The organism is Ruegeria sp. CDSC021, from assembly GCF_059610845.1.
Window position 1 is genome coordinate 1 of the sequence record NZ_JBXWOK010000014.1, and the last position, 14,331, is coordinate 14,331.

Genomic DNA, 14,331 nt, shown 5'->3' on the forward strand with positions numbered 1-14,331 from the left:
CTAACCGTCGAAACAAAAAAGCCCGCCCCAAACGGGGGCGGGCTTTTTCTGTTTGGAATGCATCTTTATTTCTGGGACTGACTGCGCCTGCGCGCGGTCATTGCCCGGCCGTCACGGATACTCATACCCATCAATGTCAGATTGGTGGCACCAGCGACCAATTCGATGACCTGAACAAGGTAGAAGCTGGTGTCGAAGGCCCCGGCTCCGGCCTTTGCTTTCAGGTAGAGTGCTGCGGGTACCAGAATAAGCAGGCCGTTGGCTGCGATGATCGGCATTCTTTTCTTTTTGGCCAATGCCGAAGCATCTTTGCGCCGGCTTCCCATCGACATTCCTGTGGCGCCGACAATTACCATGGCCGGGACCAGCAAGAACAGGCCATAGACGATCATGGTTTTTACTGATGCCACGGTCGCGTGGGAAGCGAAGATCTCGCTGTACAAAGTAGATGTCCAGAATGTCAGGATTGTTAGAAATCCGATAACTCCAGCGATGGGGTGGATTGTTCTGATCATGGGTCGCCTCCACTTTTTGCCTTAGGCAACACAGTGGTTGTCGACCGTCAGCTTGCGCAGAAGATGTGGTCGCGTCACTGCGCTGTCCGGGTAGTCGGCGATACGGCTTTGGAATTCAGGATTGGTAAAGGCCTGACGGAAACTCTTCACATCTTGCCAGACAGCATAGTTCACGAAGGTCGCGCTGTTGGCGATGCCTTTGTGCAGTTGCGTCGAGATGTATCCCGGTTGCGATTTCATGAAATCCGCGTCGTGGGACCAGGCGGTCAGCAGGGCGTCTTCGTCCTTGGCGTCAACCGTGAACAGGTTGATCAGAACGACGGGGCCTTCCTCGGTTTCCATCTGGTCAGCCAGGGTTGCGATTTCGTCCAGTTCTACGATGCGTGCCATTCTTTGATCCTCTTTCAGAAAATAACATAGCAAGCTATATAATATTGCATAGCATGCTATGCAAGTGTATTTATCCGACATGGATTTCACGAAAGAAGACTCTGCCGGATATCTGGTCAATCACATGGCGCGCTTGTTTGCCCGGGACCTGCAGCAGCGTATCTCTCCTTTGGGGATCGTCGTTGGGCAATTCCCCATTTTGCTGGAGCTTTGGCAAAAGGACGGCGTGTCGCAAAAAGAGCTGCTTGGCAAAATCGACGTCGAGCAGGCGACGTTGGCCAACACGCTCAACCGGATGGAGCGGGACAGTTTGGTCAAGAGAACCAAAAACCCAACCGATGCCAGAGCTCAGCTGATCTGGTTGACCGAAAAGGCGTCAGGGATACGCGCGGAGGCATATGAGGCCGCCCAGACCGTAAACGCGCAGGCGCTTGCGGGGCTGAGCGCCGAGGAACAACGTCAGTTTCTGGACCTCATGCACAGGGTGATTTCGGGCATGCGCCAGGAATAATGAGTTACAGCGCGGAATTCGCAGCGGCCCGCACGGCGCGGATGTTGTCGCCATAGACCCCGGGCTGATCTACCGATCCACCTTTGAACACAGCTGAGCCGGCAACCAGAACGTCGGCGCCTGCGGCCGCGACCAGCGGGGCGGTGTTTGGATCAACGCCGCCATCAATCTCAATATGGACGGGACGGTCGCCAATCATCTGGCGCAGGCGGCGGATTTTGCTGGTCATGTCGATGAACTTCTGGCCGCCAAAGCCGGGGTTTACGGTCATAACGCAGATGAGATCGGTCAGATCCAACAGGTGCTCCACCGCTTTGGCCGGAGTGCCCGGGTTCAGCGCGATACCGGCCTTCATTCCTGCAGCGCGGATGGCCTGCAAGGTGCGGTGCGAATGCGGCCCTGCCTCGATATGGGCGGTCAGGACATCGGCCCCAGCATCCGCATAGGCCTGAATGTAGGGATCGACTGGGGTGATCATCAGATGCACGTCCATCACCGTTTTGACATGCGGACGAAAGGCTTTGACGGCGGGTGGACCAAAGGTCAGGTTGGGGACAAAATGGCCATCCATCACGTCAATATGCACCCAGTCGGCGCCCTGAGCCTCAATGGCCTGAATCTCGGCGCCGAAATTGGCAAAATCGGCGGACAGGATCGACGGGGCGATCTTGATGCTGCGGTCAAAGCTCATGGTTGCCTCGTGTCATCTGAACAGTTGAGGATGCGTATAGCGTTGAGGTCAGTTGATGGATAGCCCCCGCGACAATCGCGCCGTAACAAAACTTTCACCTTACTGACACACAGCCGTTGAACAGTGCCTGTAGCTCACCGCCAAGACGAATTGGGGGTGGCCTGTGCTGCGTATCGACAAACTGACCAAACGCTTCGGCGAAAACATAGCCGTGGATGCGGCGACTTTGGATGTAGACAAGCCGTGCATGATCGGCATCATCGGGCGATCCGGCGCCGGGAAATCCACCCTTTTGCGGATGGTCAATCGCCTGACCGATTCCAGCGAAGGCAAGATCCTGTTCGAAGGCCGCGATGTCACCCAGTTGAAGGGGCGAGAGAAGCGGGCGTGGCAGGCCGAATGCGCCATGATCTTTCAGCAGTTCAATCTGGTGCCGCGCATGGATGTGGTGTCGAACGTGCTGCATGGCACACTGAACCGCCAATCGACACTGGCCACCATGTTCAACCTGTTCCCGATGGAGGACATCCACCGCGCCATCGACATTCTGGATCGTCTGGGCATCGCCGAACATGCGCCGAAACGGGCCGAGGCGCTGTCGGGTGGACAGCAGCAGCGTGTCGCCATCGCGCGGGCTTTGATGCAGGACCCCAAAATCATTCTAGCGGATGAGCCGATCGCATCGCTGGACCCGATGAATGCCCAGGTGGTGATGCAGGCCCTGCGCCGCATCCACGAAGAGGATGGCCGCACGGTCATCGCCAACTTGCACACGCTGGATACCGCGCGCCGCTATTGCGACCGCGTTGTCGGCATGCGCGACGGCCGCATCGTCTTTGACGGGTTGCCCGAACAACTGACCACCGGCGTCGCCCGCGAGATCTATGGGGCCGATGCGAGTTTCTCGGAAGAGGCGACCTCGACCGAGATCGAAACGCTCGACGCCACCCAGAAGGCCCTGATGGAAGCCGAAGCCACCATCTGAGCCACCCCAACCACCTTTCATCGCCCGACCCGATGAGAGGTCGGGGACATCAACCTGGAGAGAGACAGATGAAAAACCTAATTGCTGCCCTTGTTGCGACCACTGCCATGGCCGCGCCCGCTATGGCGCAGGAAATCAGCGAATTCCGAATTGGTATTCTGGGCGGCGAAAACGCTCAGGACCGGATGAGCAAAAACGAATGCCTGCGCGAATACACCGAAGAGCTGTTGGGCGTTCCGACCAAGCTGTTCGCCCCTGCCGATTATAACGGTGTGATTCAGGGCCTGCTGGGTGGCACGATTGACGTCGCTTGGTTGGGTGCGTCGGGTTACGCCAAAACCTATCTGAGCGATCCCGAAGCGGTTGAGCCGGTTCTGGTCAAGGTCAACAGTGATGGCGGCTATGGCTACTACTCGGTAGGCTTTGCGCGCAAAGATAGCGGCATCGCCTCGCTGGAAGACATGAAGGGTAAGGCCTTTGGTTTTGGTGATCCGAACTCGACCTCAGGATACCTGATCCCTTCGATCGAGATTCCACAGGCCACCGGCGCCACCATGGACTCGGGCGATTACTTCGGTGAGGTCAAGTTCACCGGCGGTCACGAACAGACTATCGTTGCGGTAAACAACGGTGACGTTGACGGCGGCGTGACCTGGGCCGACGGCCTGGGTGATTGGGAAGATGGCTATCAGTCGGGCGCGCTGCGCCGCGCTGTTGATGCCGGTCTGGTCGACATGAACGATCTGGTCGAGATCTGGAAATCGGCGCCGATCCCGGAAGGCCCGGTCGTTCTGCGCAAGGCCTTGCCCGAAGATGTCAAAGTTCAGGTCACTGAACTGTGGAACACGCTGGATGAAAAAGACCGCGAGTGTTTCTACGGCGTGGCAGCAGGCGAAGCCAAGAGCTTTGATCCCATCACGCATGAGGCCTACGAGGTCATCATTGAAGCCCGCAAGCTGAAATCCAACTAAGCCTGCAACTCACATGATCGGGGTCCGGTGTTATACCGGACCCCGTTTTCTCAGGAGCATTCTATGACAGACCTGACCGCAGGGTCCCACAGTGTCGATCAGATCCGCGACGAATACTCAGAAATGACCCGGCGAAAACGGGCCTATGGTGGCATTCTCCTGATCCTGTTTGTGGCTTTGATGGCCGCAGGGTTCCGAACTGCGGATGATCGAAACGCAGGCAGTTTCGTTGACGGTTGGCGCAGGGTTTTCGACTATCCGGCCGAGGTTCTCTCGGAAGCGTGGGAAAAGATCGGCGCGATGCCGGAGAATCTGATCCGGTTCTTTCCGGCCCTGATTGAGACGATCAATATCGCGGCAGCATCAACCCTGATCGGTGCGATTGCGGGCACATTTCTAGCCCTGATGTCGACACGGGGCATGGCGCAAAGGCCATCTCTGATCCCTTTGTTTCGGCGGATTTCCGATATCTGCAGGGCCATCCCTGAAATCGTTATCGCGCTGGTTTTGATCTTTATTCTCGGCGGCGGTCCGGTTCCGGCCATGATTGCGATTGCCATCCATACCGCCGGCGCGTTGGGCAAGCTGTTCTCGGAAGTGAACGAGAACGCTTCGCTGAAGCCGGTTGAGGGGCTGCATTCGGTGGGCGCGAACTGGTCGCAACGGATGTATTTGGGCGTGATCCCACAGGTCGGACCGAACTATGTCAGCTATGCCTTGCTGCGGTTCGAGATCAACATCCGTGCCTCGGCCATCCTCGGTTTCGTCGGTGCTGGCGGTCTGGGCTATGAGCTGCGCAACGCGATGTCATGGGGGCAGGGGCGCTACGACGAGGCCGCGGCCATCTTCCTTCTGCTTTTTGTCACAATCATGGTCGTGGATCAGCTGTCCGGCTATCTGCGGGATCGCCTGACCCACGGGTCTGAAAAAGGAGCTTCGGCATGACGACCTTTGCCACTGATCTGTCGACAGATGACCTCAAGGCCGAGGCCGGTCGTCTGTTCAACCGCAAACGGATCGTGAATTTCGGGTTGCCCGGCCTTGTCGCTTTTTACCTGATTTACGTGTTCTTTGCCTTTGACGTGCCTGGTATTGCCGGGCGTGCAAATTGGGAAAACGGCAAGACGCTTGTTGCCGACAGTTACAGCTACAAAACCCATGTCACGCGGGATAACCGCAATGGTGATGTGTCCGTTGCGGTCGAAGGGGACCGCAAAGGCACCTATCCTGACGGGACAGCACCCGACTGGGTGGCGTTGGGCGAAACCACGATCATTGACCTGGAGGATGGTCACTTGGTGCGATTCGGCCCCGAGACAATCGAATACGATATCCCTGGCTATGGCGTCGTGCGCGCTACGCCCAGCCGGGCCTCTGGGGTGCAAGCAGAGTTACCGGCGGGCGATGTTCCAGACTGGATCAATGTCTCGAAAAATCGGCTGGCGATCACCACCGATGCCGGGCGTCTGACCGTGACCCGCAACCGGTCCGAAGTGTTTCGCTATTTCCCAGGGTGGGAGCTGTTTTGGTTCACCCTCGACAGCCCGTATTATGGCAAATCTTTCCCCGAGTTGGTCAGCCGCGCCACCGCCGGTGAGGCCGGTGCTATTTTCAACGATTTCTGGACCAACAAGATCTGGCGGCATCAGGATGTGGCCTGGGCCATCTTTGAGACGATCCTGATGGCGTTTCTGGGCACCATGGGGGCAGGGATTATCGCCTTGCCACTGGCGTTCCTGGCGACGCGGAACTTTAACCCCTTGCGGTCGGTGCGCTTTGCCACACGGCGGGTGTTCGACTTTGTACGCGGTGTGGACGCCTTGATCTGGACCGTTGTTCTGGCACGGGCCTTCGGCCCAGGGCCGTTGACCGGAGCGCTGGCAATTCTGGTGACCGATACCGGGACATTCGGCAAGATATTCTCAGAAGCGCTAGAGAATGTGGATGAGAAGCAGATCGAGGGCGTGCAGTCGACCGGTGCGAATGCGCCGCAGCGCTATCGCTTTGGCGTGATCCCACAGATCACTCCCGTGCTGTTGAGCCAGCTTTTGTACTTTCTCGAATCCAACACCCGCAGCGCGACCATAATTGGCGCGATTACTGGCGGCGGCATTGGTCTGTTGCTGACGCAGGCGATCATCACTCAGAAAGATTGGGAAGAGGTCGCCTATTACATCGTTCTGATCATTCTCATGGTGATGTTGATGGATTGGTTCTCGGGCTGGTTACGGCGTCGTTTGATCCAGGGCGACAGCGGCAAGAAGAGCAAGCCGAGCAACGCGAAAACCAAAGATTTTATTCTGCCGTGAGCGCAGCTTGAAAGGTCAGGACTATGGCACGATTGCGCGCGGATGAACCGTTCATCCATCCCGATTGCCAGATTACCAACAGCAGCTTTGGTGCATTTGTCGAGATTGGCACCGGCAGCCGGATCGCCAACGCGGTCTGGGGCGACTATTCCTATTGCGACCGGACCTGCGACATCGCTAATGCAAGGATCGGTAAGTTTTCGAACATTGCCAGCTTTACCCGGATCGGCGCTACGGATCACCCGTTGCAAAAGGCCTCGCTGCATCATTTTAGCTATCGGTCGGCTGACTATTGGGACGATGCCGAGGATGATGCGGAGTGGTTTGTCCATCGCGCAAGCCGGATCGCATTTATCGGGCATGACACATGGATCGGTCACGGGGCGATCATCAAGCCCGAGGTGACAATCGGTAATGGTGCGGTCATCGCATCCGGGGCGCTGGTGACCAAAGACGTGCCGCCCTACATGATCGTTGCTGGGGTGGCGGCCCAACCACTCCACCCCAGGTTCCCACAAGCGGTTGCGGATCGGATGGAGCAGTTGGCCTGGTGGGACTGGGACAACAGCCGCTTGCGTGACGCATTGCCGGATTTTCGCAAACTAGAGGCTGAGGCGTTTTTGGAGAAATACGAATAGCTGGCCCTGTGACCCCAGGTGCTCCGCGCTCGCAGAAGCATCGGTTTCGCCGATCCCCCTTTGCGGCCTTGGGCCGGGCGCCGCGCTTTGCGCGGCGCTACGCCCAACGGGATGAGACCTCCGATAGGAGGTTGAAGACGGGCGGGAGACCTACGGGATCAATCCTCGTTCAGGGTCAGCGTGACTCGCTCTCCGGCAAAGGTTGTTCTTCCATACTCGACAGGATTGCCATCGGGGTCTGCATTGATGCCGATCGAAAACAAGACTGGTGCGCCCTCGGGCAGGTGCAAGTGCAGAGCTTGAGTTGCCGTGGCCGCGCGCGCGGTCAGGCGGGTTGAGATGCGCGTGTAATCTGGCACATCGCATCTTTGCAGGGCTTTGGTGACGGATTGGGTTTCGGTTAGAATCTGCAGAATGTCAGGAAATCGCTTGGCCGGAAAAACGCTTTGAAACAGGCCGATGGGTTGCCCGTCGGCCAGAGACAGACCGTCATAGACATGCACCGTGTCGCCGGTTTCAAGCCCCAATGCATCGGCCTCGGCTTCATCCGCGGCCCGTGTGGTCAGGGCGAGGATCTTCTTGCCGGGCATCTTGCCGCTGGCCGAGATGCTCTTGTGGTATCGCACCCGCTTACCAATCGGATACTCGGTTGGTCGGGTGGCGACGAATACACCGGCCCCGCGCCTAGAATGGACCAGCCCCTGGTCGGCCATGTCAGACAGCGCCCGGCGAACCGTGTGGCGGTTAACGCCATGCGTTGCGGCCAGTTGCGCTTCGGTCGGCAACCGGTCACCGGTTTGATATCGCCCTTCGGCAATGTCCGACGTCAGGCTTAGGGCGATGCTTTTCCAGATCGGCGTTTTGTTCATGTCACCAAAAATTCACACAGTTGCGATTGCGAGTCGCCGGGCGGCGGTCTATGATTTGTATAGTTGTATAGGATAAGTAGACAACCCAGCCAAGAGGCTTTGATGACACAACAGACAGATTCCGCGACCGAGGCGCGTAAGACCTGGATGGGCCTGCTGGCCCGCGCGCCAGATGAAGCCACGTTGGCGCTGTGGGAGGGTCTCACGGACCGTCCCGGCTTTGAATGGCTGCGCAGCCCCGAAGTGGGCGGCGTGATGGTGCGCGGACGTACCGGCGCCACCGGGGCGCCGTTCAACCTGGGTGAAATGACGGTCACGCGCTGCTCGGTGGTCTTGCAGGATGGCACGGTTGGACATGGCTATGTTCAGGGCCGGTCAAAGCCCAAGGCCGAAGCTGCAGCTGTGATTGATGCGATGATGCAGACTGCGGCAGCAGACCATGTGCAGGAAAACCTGCTCGGTCCGCTGGAACAGAAAATGCAGGCGGTCAAAATCGCGCGGGCGGCAAAGGCGGCGGCAACCAAAGTAGAATTCTTCACGCTGGTTCGGGGAGAAGATTGATGACTGCGCAAACTCAATTCTCGGGCGGGTTCCAGAACATACCGGTTGATTCCGCACATGTTTTTCGCGCGGCGATGACGGTGATGGCACGCCCAGGCGAAATCCGCAGCCTGTCAGGGGCCGTGCCCCCAGCGCCTTTGTCGGTAGCAGCGGGCACCTTGTTGCTGACTTTATGCGACCCGGAAACCAAGGTACATCTGGCGGGTGAGCTCGACACCGATGCTCTGCGCGAATGGCTGACCTTCCACACCGGCGCGCCGCTGGTTCCTGCTGCCGAGGCAGATTTCGCCGTCGGCACTTGGGGCGAAATTGGTGGGCTGGATCGCTATCGTATCGGAACTGCCGAGTATCCGGATCGGTCAACCACTCTGATTGTTGAGCGTGACAGCCTGGATCAGTCCGGTGCCATTTTGCACGGTCCCGGTATCAAGCAGAGCGCAGGCTTGAACCTACCCGATATCCCTGCGTTGCAACGTAATGCGGCTCTTTTCCCTTTGGGATGTGACTTCTTCTTTACCTGCGGTGACAAGGTCGCGGCCCTGCCGCGCAGTACCCAGATCAGCGCGGAGGGTTAAGCGATGTATGTTGCCGTCAAAGGAGGCGAAAAGGCGATTGAGAATGCCCATGCCTGGTTGGCCGAAGAGCGCCGAGGCGCCCCGGATGTGGCCGAGCTTAGCCTGGTCCAGATCCGGGAGCAGCTGAGCCTGGCGGTGAACCGGGTGATGGCAGAAGGATCGCTGTATGATCCGGACCTTGCCGCACTGGCGATCAAACAGGCGCGTGGCGATCTGATCGAAGCGATCTTTCTGATCCGCGCCTATCGCACGACATTGCCGCGTTTTGGTTATTCCGAACCGGTTGAAACGGGCAATATGGCCTGTGACCGTCGGATATCGGCGACGTTCAAGGATGCGCCGGGCGGGCAGGTGCTGGGCCCGACATTCGACTACACCCACCGCCTGCTGGATTTCAAACTGGCTGCGGATGGCGAAACTCTACCCGCGCCCGAAGGTACGGCGCGACACGAGCCGACCCCGCATATCACCAAATTCCTCAAGAGTGAGGATATCATTCAGGACGAGCCGGTCAGTGATGCTACGCCCGGCGACTTGACCCGCGAGCCGCTGGAGTTTCCGGCGGGCCGTCCGCTGCGGTTGCAATCGCTGGCGCGCGGGGATGAAGGGTTTGTGTTGGGCATGGCCTATTCGACTCAGCGCGGCTATGCCCGCAACCACGCCTTTGTTGGCGAGCTGCGGATCGGCAAGGTCGCGGTCGAAATGGACATTCCCGAACTGGGCTTTGCCATCGAGATCGGCGAAGTCGAGTTGACCGAATGTGAGACGGTGAACCAGTTCCAAGGCTCAAAGACTGAGCCGCCACAGTTTACACGCGGCTATGGGCTCGTCTTTGGCCAGTCTGAACGCAAATCCATCGCCATGGCTCTGGTCGACCGGGCGCTGCGGTGGGAGGAGCTGGGCGAGGACAATCTGGGCGCACCTGCACAGGACGAGGAATTTGTCCTGAGCCACTCAGACAATATTCAGGCAACGGGTTTCCTCGAACATATCAAGCTGCCGCATTACGTGGATTTTCAATCCGAACTGGAACTGGTGCGCAAGCTGCGCCGCGAGGCCGAGGAACGGACTGCATCGAGGGAGGCTGCGGAATGAGCTCTGTACGCTTTGCCCTACAGGCTCGTCCTACGGTTCAAAAACCAGTCGTTGCCCTGATTGGGCGATTTCCTGCCGAATGCTTCGCGCGAATTCACGATTTCAAGCGATTCCCATTCGCACGAAAGGTCGCGGGCCATAGCCCCGAGGCGCCACTTTGCGCGAAAATTGCGCCAGATAAAATAGAGCATAATCGCCAAAAAGAGCGAACAAATACCAAATACGTTCATAAAAACACCAGAAACAAAATAGTTACATCAAATGACTGAATATAACTTCGCATATCTGGACGAACAAACCAAGCGGATGATCCGTCGGGCGATCCTCAAGGGGTTGGCTATTCCCGGATATCAGGTGCCATTTGCCAGCCGAGAGATGCCGATGCCTTATGGCTGGGGTACCGGAGGCGTGCAGGTATCTGCCGCAACTTTGACCCCGGACGATACGTTCAAGGTGATTGATCAGGGCGCGGATGATACGACCAATGCCGTGTCTATCCGTAAGTTTTTCGAGAATACGGCGGGCGTCGCCACCACCGAGGAAACCGAGAAGGCGACGGTCATCCAGACCCGCCACCGCATCCCCGAGGCGAAGCTGCGCGCGGATCAGATTCTTGTCTATCAAGTGCCGATCCCGGAACCGCTGCGGTTTCTGGAACCGCGCGAGACCGAGACACGCAAGATGCACAGCCTCGAAGAATACGGGTTGATGCACGTGAAACTGTACGAAGACATCAGCCAGCATGGTGCGATCTCAACCGCTTATGCTTATCCTGTGATGGTCTCGGACCGTTATGTGATGGACCCGTCCCCCATCCCGAAATTCGACAACCCAAAGCTTGAGATGGACGCGATCCAGCTGTTTGGCGCGGGCCGCGAGCAACGTATCTACGCGGTGCCACCGCATACCAAGGTCGTCAGCCTCGATTTCCAGGACTACCCGTTCGAGGCCACCAAGGCCGACCATCCCTGTGATCTGTGCGGGGCCGAGGACAGCTATCTGGATGAAGTCATCATGGATGATGCAGGCACCCGCATGTTTGTTTGCTCGGACACTGATTATTGCCGGTCGCGCCGCGAGGCGGGCCATGTGGGCCGTTTGGCCAGAGAGGATGCCGCATGAAACGAGAAGATGTGCTTGGAATTGACCACCTTGGCCTTACGGTTTTGGACCTCGACGCCACGCGGACGTTCTTTGTCGATGCGCTGGGTTGGGAGGTCTTCGGCAGCAATCCGGATTATCCGGCGGTTTATGTGACCAATGGCGCGGCGAAGCTGACGCTTTGGCAGCAAAAAGGCAAGGGGCTACAGGGGTTTGACCGGCACAAGAACGTCGGGTTGCATCATGTTGCCTTGAAAGTTCCCGATGAAGAAGCGCTGACTGCGGTTTTCGATGCGGTCAAAGACTGGCCTGCCGTCGTTGTCGAGTTTGCACCTGAACCCTCGGGTTCAGGTCCGAAACTCCATTTCATGATCCGAGAGCCGGGCGGCAATCGGATCGAGTTTTCATATGACCCAAGGTGAATGAAATGACACCGCTGCTGAGTGTACAGGATATCAGAAAATCCTACGGGGCCCGTATCGGCTGTACCGATGTGAGTTTTGATCTCTATCCCGGCGAGGTGATGGGGATCGTGGGTGAGAGTGGTTCGGGCAAGTCAACCCTGCTGAACTGTCTGGCGGGTCATCTGGTGCCGGATGCGGGGCAGGTGATCTTTGACACTCGTGCAGACGGTCCGGTGGATACCGTGACCATGTCGGAACCTGAACGCCGGATGCTGAGCCGCACCGATTGGGCATTCGTGCACCAACATGCGCGCGATGGCTTGCGTATGTCTGTCAGTGCGGGCGGAAATATCGGCGAACGACTGATGGCCGTAGGTGACCGCCACTATGGCGATATCCGCGACAAGGCGATCGACTGGCTGGGTCGGGTTGAGATCGAAGCGGAGCGGGTTGATGATCGTCCGTCCGCGTTTTCCGGTGGCATGCAGCAGCGCCTGCAGATCGCGCGGAATCTTGTGACCGGCCCCAGGCTGGTCTTCATGGATGAACCGACTGGTGGTCTGGACGTCTCGGTACAGGCTCGCCTGTTGGACCTGTTGCGCGGGTTGGTTCGGGAAATGGGGCTGAGCGCCATCATTGTCACCCATGATCTTGCCGTTGTCCGTCTGCTGGCGGATCGGCTGATGGTGATGAAAGCCGGTCATGTGGTCGAGGCCGGATTGACTGATCAGGTTCTGGACGATCCGCAGCATGCCTATACGCAACTGCTGGTGTCCAGCGTGTTGCAGGTATGAGGGCCGGGACAATGATTGAACTGAACAATGTCAGCAAAAGCTTTACCCTGCACAATCAGGGGAGCGCGGTGATCCCGGTCATGCAGGGCGCTACGCTCAGGGTTGAACCGGGTGAGTGTGTGGCGCTGACCGGCGCGTCGGGGGCAGGTAAATCCACCTTGATGCGGGTGATCTATGGCAACTATCTGGCTGCCTCGGGTCAGGTTCTGGTCGGTGGTTTAGACGTCGCCAAGGCTGAACCGCGCGAGATCTTGACCCTGCGGCGCGAAACGCTGGGCTATGTCAGCCAGTTCCTGCGTGTTGTGCCCAGAGTGCCGACGCTTGAGGTCGTGGCCGAGCCGCTTCTTGCCGTTGGTTGCGATAAACAGAAGGCACTGGACAAGGCCGCGGGTTTGCTCGAGCGTCTGAATATTCCTGAACGGCTCTGGCCCCTTAGTCCGACGACCTTTTCGGGCGGCGAACAGCAGCGCGTGAACATCGCGCGCGGCTTTGCCCATGAATACCCGGCCATGCTGCTGGATGAACCCACAGCCAGTCTGGATGCGCAGAATCGTGAAACCGTCCTGTCCCTGATCCTTGAGGCGAAAGAGCGCGGAGCGGCGATTATCGGTATCTTCCATGATGTTGACGCGCGGAAGCAGGTTTGCGATCGCGAGATCAACGTTTCGCAATTCACGCCGGGAATTGCGGCATGACGCTTGCCCCGGTCATAGCGGTTGTCGGTCCGTCAGGTGTCGGCAAAGACAGTGTGATTGAGGCGTTAGAAGCCCGCGCAAAAGGTATCCAGCGGCTGCGCCGTGTCGTCACCCGCCCCGAAGGCGAAGCGGGGGAAGATTTCAAACGGGTCACCGATGACGCGTTTCGACAGATGGAAGATGAAGGCGCATTCGCGCTCAGCTGGCATGCACATGGGTTGCTCTATGGTGTGCCGAAAGAGATCGCGCAGCAACGTCAGGTGGCGGAGGCAGTTCTGGTCAACCTGTCGCGCGCTGTGTTGTTGCAGGCGCAAGAGATCTTTGGCGATCTGATTGTTGTCTCGTTGACGGCAGACGCGAGCGTTCTAGAGCAACGCTTGTCATTGCGCGGGCGCGAAAGTGACAGCGAACAGGCGCGTCGGTTGGGCCAGGCCAAGACCCCTTTGCCTAAGGGGCTGGTCCGGGTGATCGAGGTCGACAATTCTGGTGCTCTGCAGGATACGGTGGCCAAAATTTTGTCCCGCCTTCAGTTGGAAAGCGCATAGCGATGGATCAGGTGAAACCGTCCATCCTCGGCCTCGCCCATCAGGGCCAGATCCGCAATTCGAAAGGGTTTTGGCAAAAGCGGCCCCAGATGGTTTTCCAGGGTGCGCTGGACCGAAGCAAGCACGGGCTTGTCCAACCTGCCGCTCAGGGTGATGTGAAACCGAAACGCGTTCAGCACATAAGGGTATCCCCATTTGACCAGGTTGGCGTCCTGATCCGGTGTCAGTCTGGAGGCGCGGCGACGGTCAAGTTCAGCCGCCGACGGTGGGGACCGGAACATATCAAGCTCTTGAACACAGGCGGCGGCCAACGCGTTCAGCGCGGCTGTGTCGCCAAGTGGTCGCAGGGCCAGAAACCGGCCAAGGCGGGCAATCTCAAGACCTTCCATCATGATTGCGCATTGGCTGGCAGCAAGGGTGGCGCAGGCCTCTTGCAACGCTGTGACGGATTGCCCCTCGCGCAGGCGGAACGGGGGTTTCATGGTCGCGTGCAGCCCGTATTTTCGCGGTACCTCCGTAACCGCTGCAACATCCACACCATCCAGCCCAGGATGGGCGACCTCGGTGCCAGCCTCCATGTCCCAGCCCAGCCAACGGGTTGCGAATTGCGTCCACTCCGCCGTGGCGGGTGGCGCAAAATAGATCGCGTATCGCGTGAATGTCACATTGGCCTCCTATTGCG

19 protein-coding genes are annotated in these 14,331 nt (G+C 58.4%); 14 read left to right on the forward strand and 5 right to left on the reverse strand.

Features of this window, described 5'->3' with window-relative positions:
• Positions 1 to 65: 65 nt before the first annotated feature.
• A complete protein-coding gene (locus AC2FGB_RS17475; protein ID WP_142639317.1) occupies positions 66 to 515 on the reverse strand; it encodes a hypothetical protein in 450 nt (149 codons plus the stop codon).
• Between the two features lie 21 nt (positions 516 to 536).
• Positions 537 to 905 (reverse strand): antibiotic biosynthesis monooxygenase family protein, encoded by a 369-nt coding sequence (locus tag AC2FGB_RS17480; protein ID WP_142639319.1) that lies wholly within the window; start codon positions 903 to 905, stop codon positions 537 to 539.
• Between the two features lie 79 nt (positions 906 to 984).
• Here AC2FGB_RS17480 and AC2FGB_RS17485 point away from each other — a divergent pair, with 79 nt between their 5' ends.
• Complete coding sequence (locus AC2FGB_RS17485) at positions 985 to 1,416, forward strand: MarR family winged helix-turn-helix transcriptional regulator (protein ID WP_142639321.1); 432 nt, start codon at positions 985 to 987, stop codon at positions 1,414 to 1,416.
• A gap of 4 nt (positions 1,417 to 1,420) precedes the next feature.
• On the opposite strand, the gene rpe is transcribed toward AC2FGB_RS17485, so the two are convergent.
• Entirely contained in the window at positions 1,421 to 2,107 is a 687-nt protein-coding gene (rpe, locus tag AC2FGB_RS17490; RefSeq protein WP_496690390.1) for a ribulose-phosphate 3-epimerase, read from the reverse strand.
• Positions 2,108 to 2,270: 163 nt separating this feature from the next.
• On the opposite strand from rpe, the gene phnC reads away from it, so the two are divergent.
• The 5 genes from phnC (at position 2,271) to AC2FGB_RS17515 (ending at position 7,010) form a co-directional block, all read left to right on the forward strand.
• Positions 2,271 to 3,092, forward strand: coding sequence for a phosphonate ABC transporter ATP-binding protein (gene phnC, locus AC2FGB_RS17495; protein WP_142639325.1), 822 nt, complete (start codon positions 2,271 to 2,273; stop codon positions 3,090 to 3,092).
• A gap of 68 nt (positions 3,093 to 3,160) precedes the next feature.
• On the forward strand, positions 3,161 to 4,063 hold the full coding sequence (phnD, locus tag AC2FGB_RS17500) for a phosphonate ABC transporter substrate-binding protein (protein WP_496690389.1): 903 nt from the start codon (positions 3,161 to 3,163) through the stop codon (positions 4,061 to 4,063).
• A gap of 63 nt (positions 4,064 to 4,126) precedes the next feature.
• Positions 4,127 to 5,008, forward strand: coding sequence for a phosphonate ABC transporter, permease protein PhnE (phnE, locus tag AC2FGB_RS17505; protein WP_496694551.1), 882 nt, complete (start codon positions 4,127 to 4,129; stop codon positions 5,006 to 5,008).
• Positions 5,005 to 6,372 carry a phosphonate ABC transporter, permease protein PhnE gene (phnE, locus tag AC2FGB_RS17510; RefSeq protein WP_496690387.1) on the forward strand — a complete coding sequence of 456 codons (1,368 nt, stop codon included), beginning with the start codon at positions 5,005 to 5,007 and terminating at the stop codon, positions 6,370 to 6,372. The genes phnE (AC2FGB_RS17505) and phnE (AC2FGB_RS17510) overlap by 4 nt, the downstream gene beginning before the upstream one ends.
• 23 nt (positions 6,373 to 6,395) lie before the next feature.
• Positions 6,396 to 7,010 (forward strand): LbetaH domain-containing protein, encoded by a 615-nt coding sequence (locus AC2FGB_RS17515; protein ID WP_496694550.1) that lies wholly within the window; start codon positions 6,396 to 6,398, stop codon positions 7,008 to 7,010.
• A 158-nt stretch (positions 7,011 to 7,168) separates the two neighbouring features.
• Here AC2FGB_RS17515 and phnF read toward each other — a convergent pair whose 3' ends face one another.
• Positions 7,169 to 7,879: a phosphonate metabolism transcriptional regulator PhnF gene (phnF, locus tag AC2FGB_RS17520; protein ID WP_281973432.1), complete on the reverse strand. Its 711-nt coding sequence runs from the start codon at positions 7,877 to 7,879 to the stop codon at positions 7,169 to 7,171.
• A 102-nt stretch (positions 7,880 to 7,981) separates the two neighbouring features.
• On the opposite strand from phnF, the gene phnG reads away from it, so the two are divergent.
• The 8 genes from phnG (at position 7,982) to phnN (ending at position 13,649) form a co-directional block, all read left to right on the forward strand.
• A complete protein-coding gene (phnG, locus tag AC2FGB_RS17525; protein WP_281973433.1) occupies positions 7,982 to 8,440 on the forward strand; it encodes a phosphonate C-P lyase system protein PhnG in 459 nt (152 codons plus the stop codon).
• Positions 8,440 to 9,015, forward strand: a complete 576-nt coding sequence (phnH, locus tag AC2FGB_RS17530; RefSeq protein ID WP_281995917.1) for a phosphonate C-P lyase system protein PhnH — start codon at positions 8,440 to 8,442, stop codon at positions 9,013 to 9,015. The genes phnG and phnH overlap by 1 nt, the downstream gene beginning before the upstream one ends.
• Before the next feature lie 3 nt (positions 9,016 to 9,018).
• Complete coding sequence (locus AC2FGB_RS17535) at positions 9,019 to 10,110, forward strand: carbon-phosphorus lyase complex subunit (RefSeq protein ID WP_281995916.1); 1,092 nt, start codon at positions 9,019 to 9,021, stop codon at positions 10,108 to 10,110.
• 261 nt (positions 10,111 to 10,371) lie between these two features.
• Positions 10,372 to 11,232 carry an alpha-D-ribose 1-methylphosphonate 5-phosphate C-P-lyase PhnJ gene (locus AC2FGB_RS17540; protein ID WP_142639343.1) on the forward strand — a complete coding sequence of 287 codons (861 nt, stop codon included), beginning with the start codon at positions 10,372 to 10,374 and terminating at the stop codon, positions 11,230 to 11,232.
• Entirely contained in the window at positions 11,229 to 11,633 is a 405-nt protein-coding gene (locus AC2FGB_RS17545; RefSeq protein WP_496694549.1) for a VOC family protein, read from the forward strand. The genes AC2FGB_RS17540 and AC2FGB_RS17545 overlap by 4 nt, the downstream gene beginning before the upstream one ends.
• Before the next feature lie 5 nt (positions 11,634 to 11,638).
• A complete protein-coding gene (gene phnK / locus AC2FGB_RS17550) occupies positions 11,639 to 12,409 on the forward strand; it encodes a phosphonate C-P lyase system protein PhnK (RefSeq protein ID WP_271951522.1) in 771 nt (256 codons plus the stop codon).
• Between the two features lie 11 nt (positions 12,410 to 12,420).
• Positions 12,421 to 13,104 (forward strand): phosphonate C-P lyase system protein PhnL, encoded by a 684-nt coding sequence (phnL, locus tag AC2FGB_RS17555; RefSeq protein WP_496690384.1) that lies wholly within the window; start codon positions 12,421 to 12,423, stop codon positions 13,102 to 13,104.
• Positions 13,101 to 13,649 carry a phosphonate metabolism protein/1,5-bisphosphokinase (PRPP-forming) PhnN gene (gene phnN, locus AC2FGB_RS17560; protein WP_496690383.1) on the forward strand — a complete coding sequence of 183 codons (549 nt, stop codon included), beginning with the start codon at positions 13,101 to 13,103 and terminating at the stop codon, positions 13,647 to 13,649. Before phnL ends, phnN begins: the two co-directional genes overlap by 4 nt.
• Here phnN and AC2FGB_RS17565 read toward each other — a convergent pair.
• On the reverse strand, positions 13,631 to 14,314 hold the full coding sequence (locus AC2FGB_RS17565; RefSeq protein WP_496694548.1) for a DUF1045 domain-containing protein: 684 nt from the start codon (positions 14,312 to 14,314) through the stop codon (positions 13,631 to 13,633). The genes phnN and AC2FGB_RS17565 overlap by 19 nt on opposite strands.
• Between the last annotated feature and the right edge of the window lie 17 nt (positions 14,315 to 14,331).

Excerpts from the sequence above, each read along its gene's own strand:
- phnN (WP_496690383.1), top strand. The coding sequence starts at position 13,101 with ATGACGCTTGCCCCGGTCATAGCGGTTGTCGGTCCGTCAGGTGTCGGC.
- phnE (WP_496694551.1), top strand. The coding sequence starts at position 4,127 with ATGACAGACCTGACCGCAGGGTCCCACAGTGTCGATCAGATCCGCGAC.
- AC2FGB_RS17485 (WP_142639321.1), top strand. The coding sequence starts at position 985 with ATGGATTTCACGAAAGAAGACTCTGCCGGATATCTGGTCAATCACATG.
- phnD (WP_496690389.1), top strand. The coding sequence starts at position 3,161 with ATGAAAAACCTAATTGCTGCCCTTGTTGCGACCACTGCCATGGCCGCG.
- AC2FGB_RS17540 (WP_142639343.1), top strand. The coding sequence starts at position 10,372 with ATGACTGAATATAACTTCGCATATCTGGACGAACAAACCAAGCGGATG.
- phnK (WP_271951522.1), top strand. The coding sequence starts at position 11,639 with ATGACACCGCTGCTGAGTGTACAGGATATCAGAAAATCCTACGGGGCC.
- phnF (WP_281973432.1), bottom strand. The coding sequence starts at position 7,879 with ATGAACAAAACGCCGATCTGGAAAAGCATCGCCCTAAGCCTGACGTCG.
- phnG (WP_281973433.1), top strand. The coding sequence starts at position 7,982 with ATGACACAACAGACAGATTCCGCGACCGAGGCGCGTAAGACCTGGATG.
- AC2FGB_RS17535 (WP_281995916.1), top strand. The coding sequence starts at position 9,019 with ATGTATGTTGCCGTCAAAGGAGGCGAAAAGGCGATTGAGAATGCCCAT.
- phnH (WP_281995917.1), top strand. The coding sequence starts at position 8,440 with ATGACTGCGCAAACTCAATTCTCGGGCGGGTTCCAGAACATACCGGTT.
- AC2FGB_RS17480 (WP_142639319.1), bottom strand. The coding sequence starts at position 905 with ATGGCACGCATCGTAGAACTGGACGAAATCGCAACCCTGGCTGACCAG.
- phnE (WP_496690387.1), top strand. The coding sequence starts at position 5,005 with ATGACGACCTTTGCCACTGATCTGTCGACAGATGACCTCAAGGCCGAG.
- phnL (WP_496690384.1), top strand. The coding sequence starts at position 12,421 with ATGATTGAACTGAACAATGTCAGCAAAAGCTTTACCCTGCACAATCAG.
- AC2FGB_RS17475 (WP_142639317.1), bottom strand. The coding sequence starts at position 515 with ATGATCAGAACAATCCACCCCATCGCTGGAGTTATCGGATTTCTAACA.
- AC2FGB_RS17545 (WP_496694549.1), top strand. The coding sequence starts at position 11,229 with ATGAAACGAGAAGATGTGCTTGGAATTGACCACCTTGGCCTTACGGTT.
- rpe (WP_496690390.1), bottom strand. The coding sequence starts at position 2,107 with ATGAGCTTTGACCGCAGCATCAAGATCGCCCCGTCGATCCTGTCCGCC.
- AC2FGB_RS17515 (WP_496694550.1), top strand. The coding sequence starts at position 6,396 with ATGGCACGATTGCGCGCGGATGAACCGTTCATCCATCCCGATTGCCAG.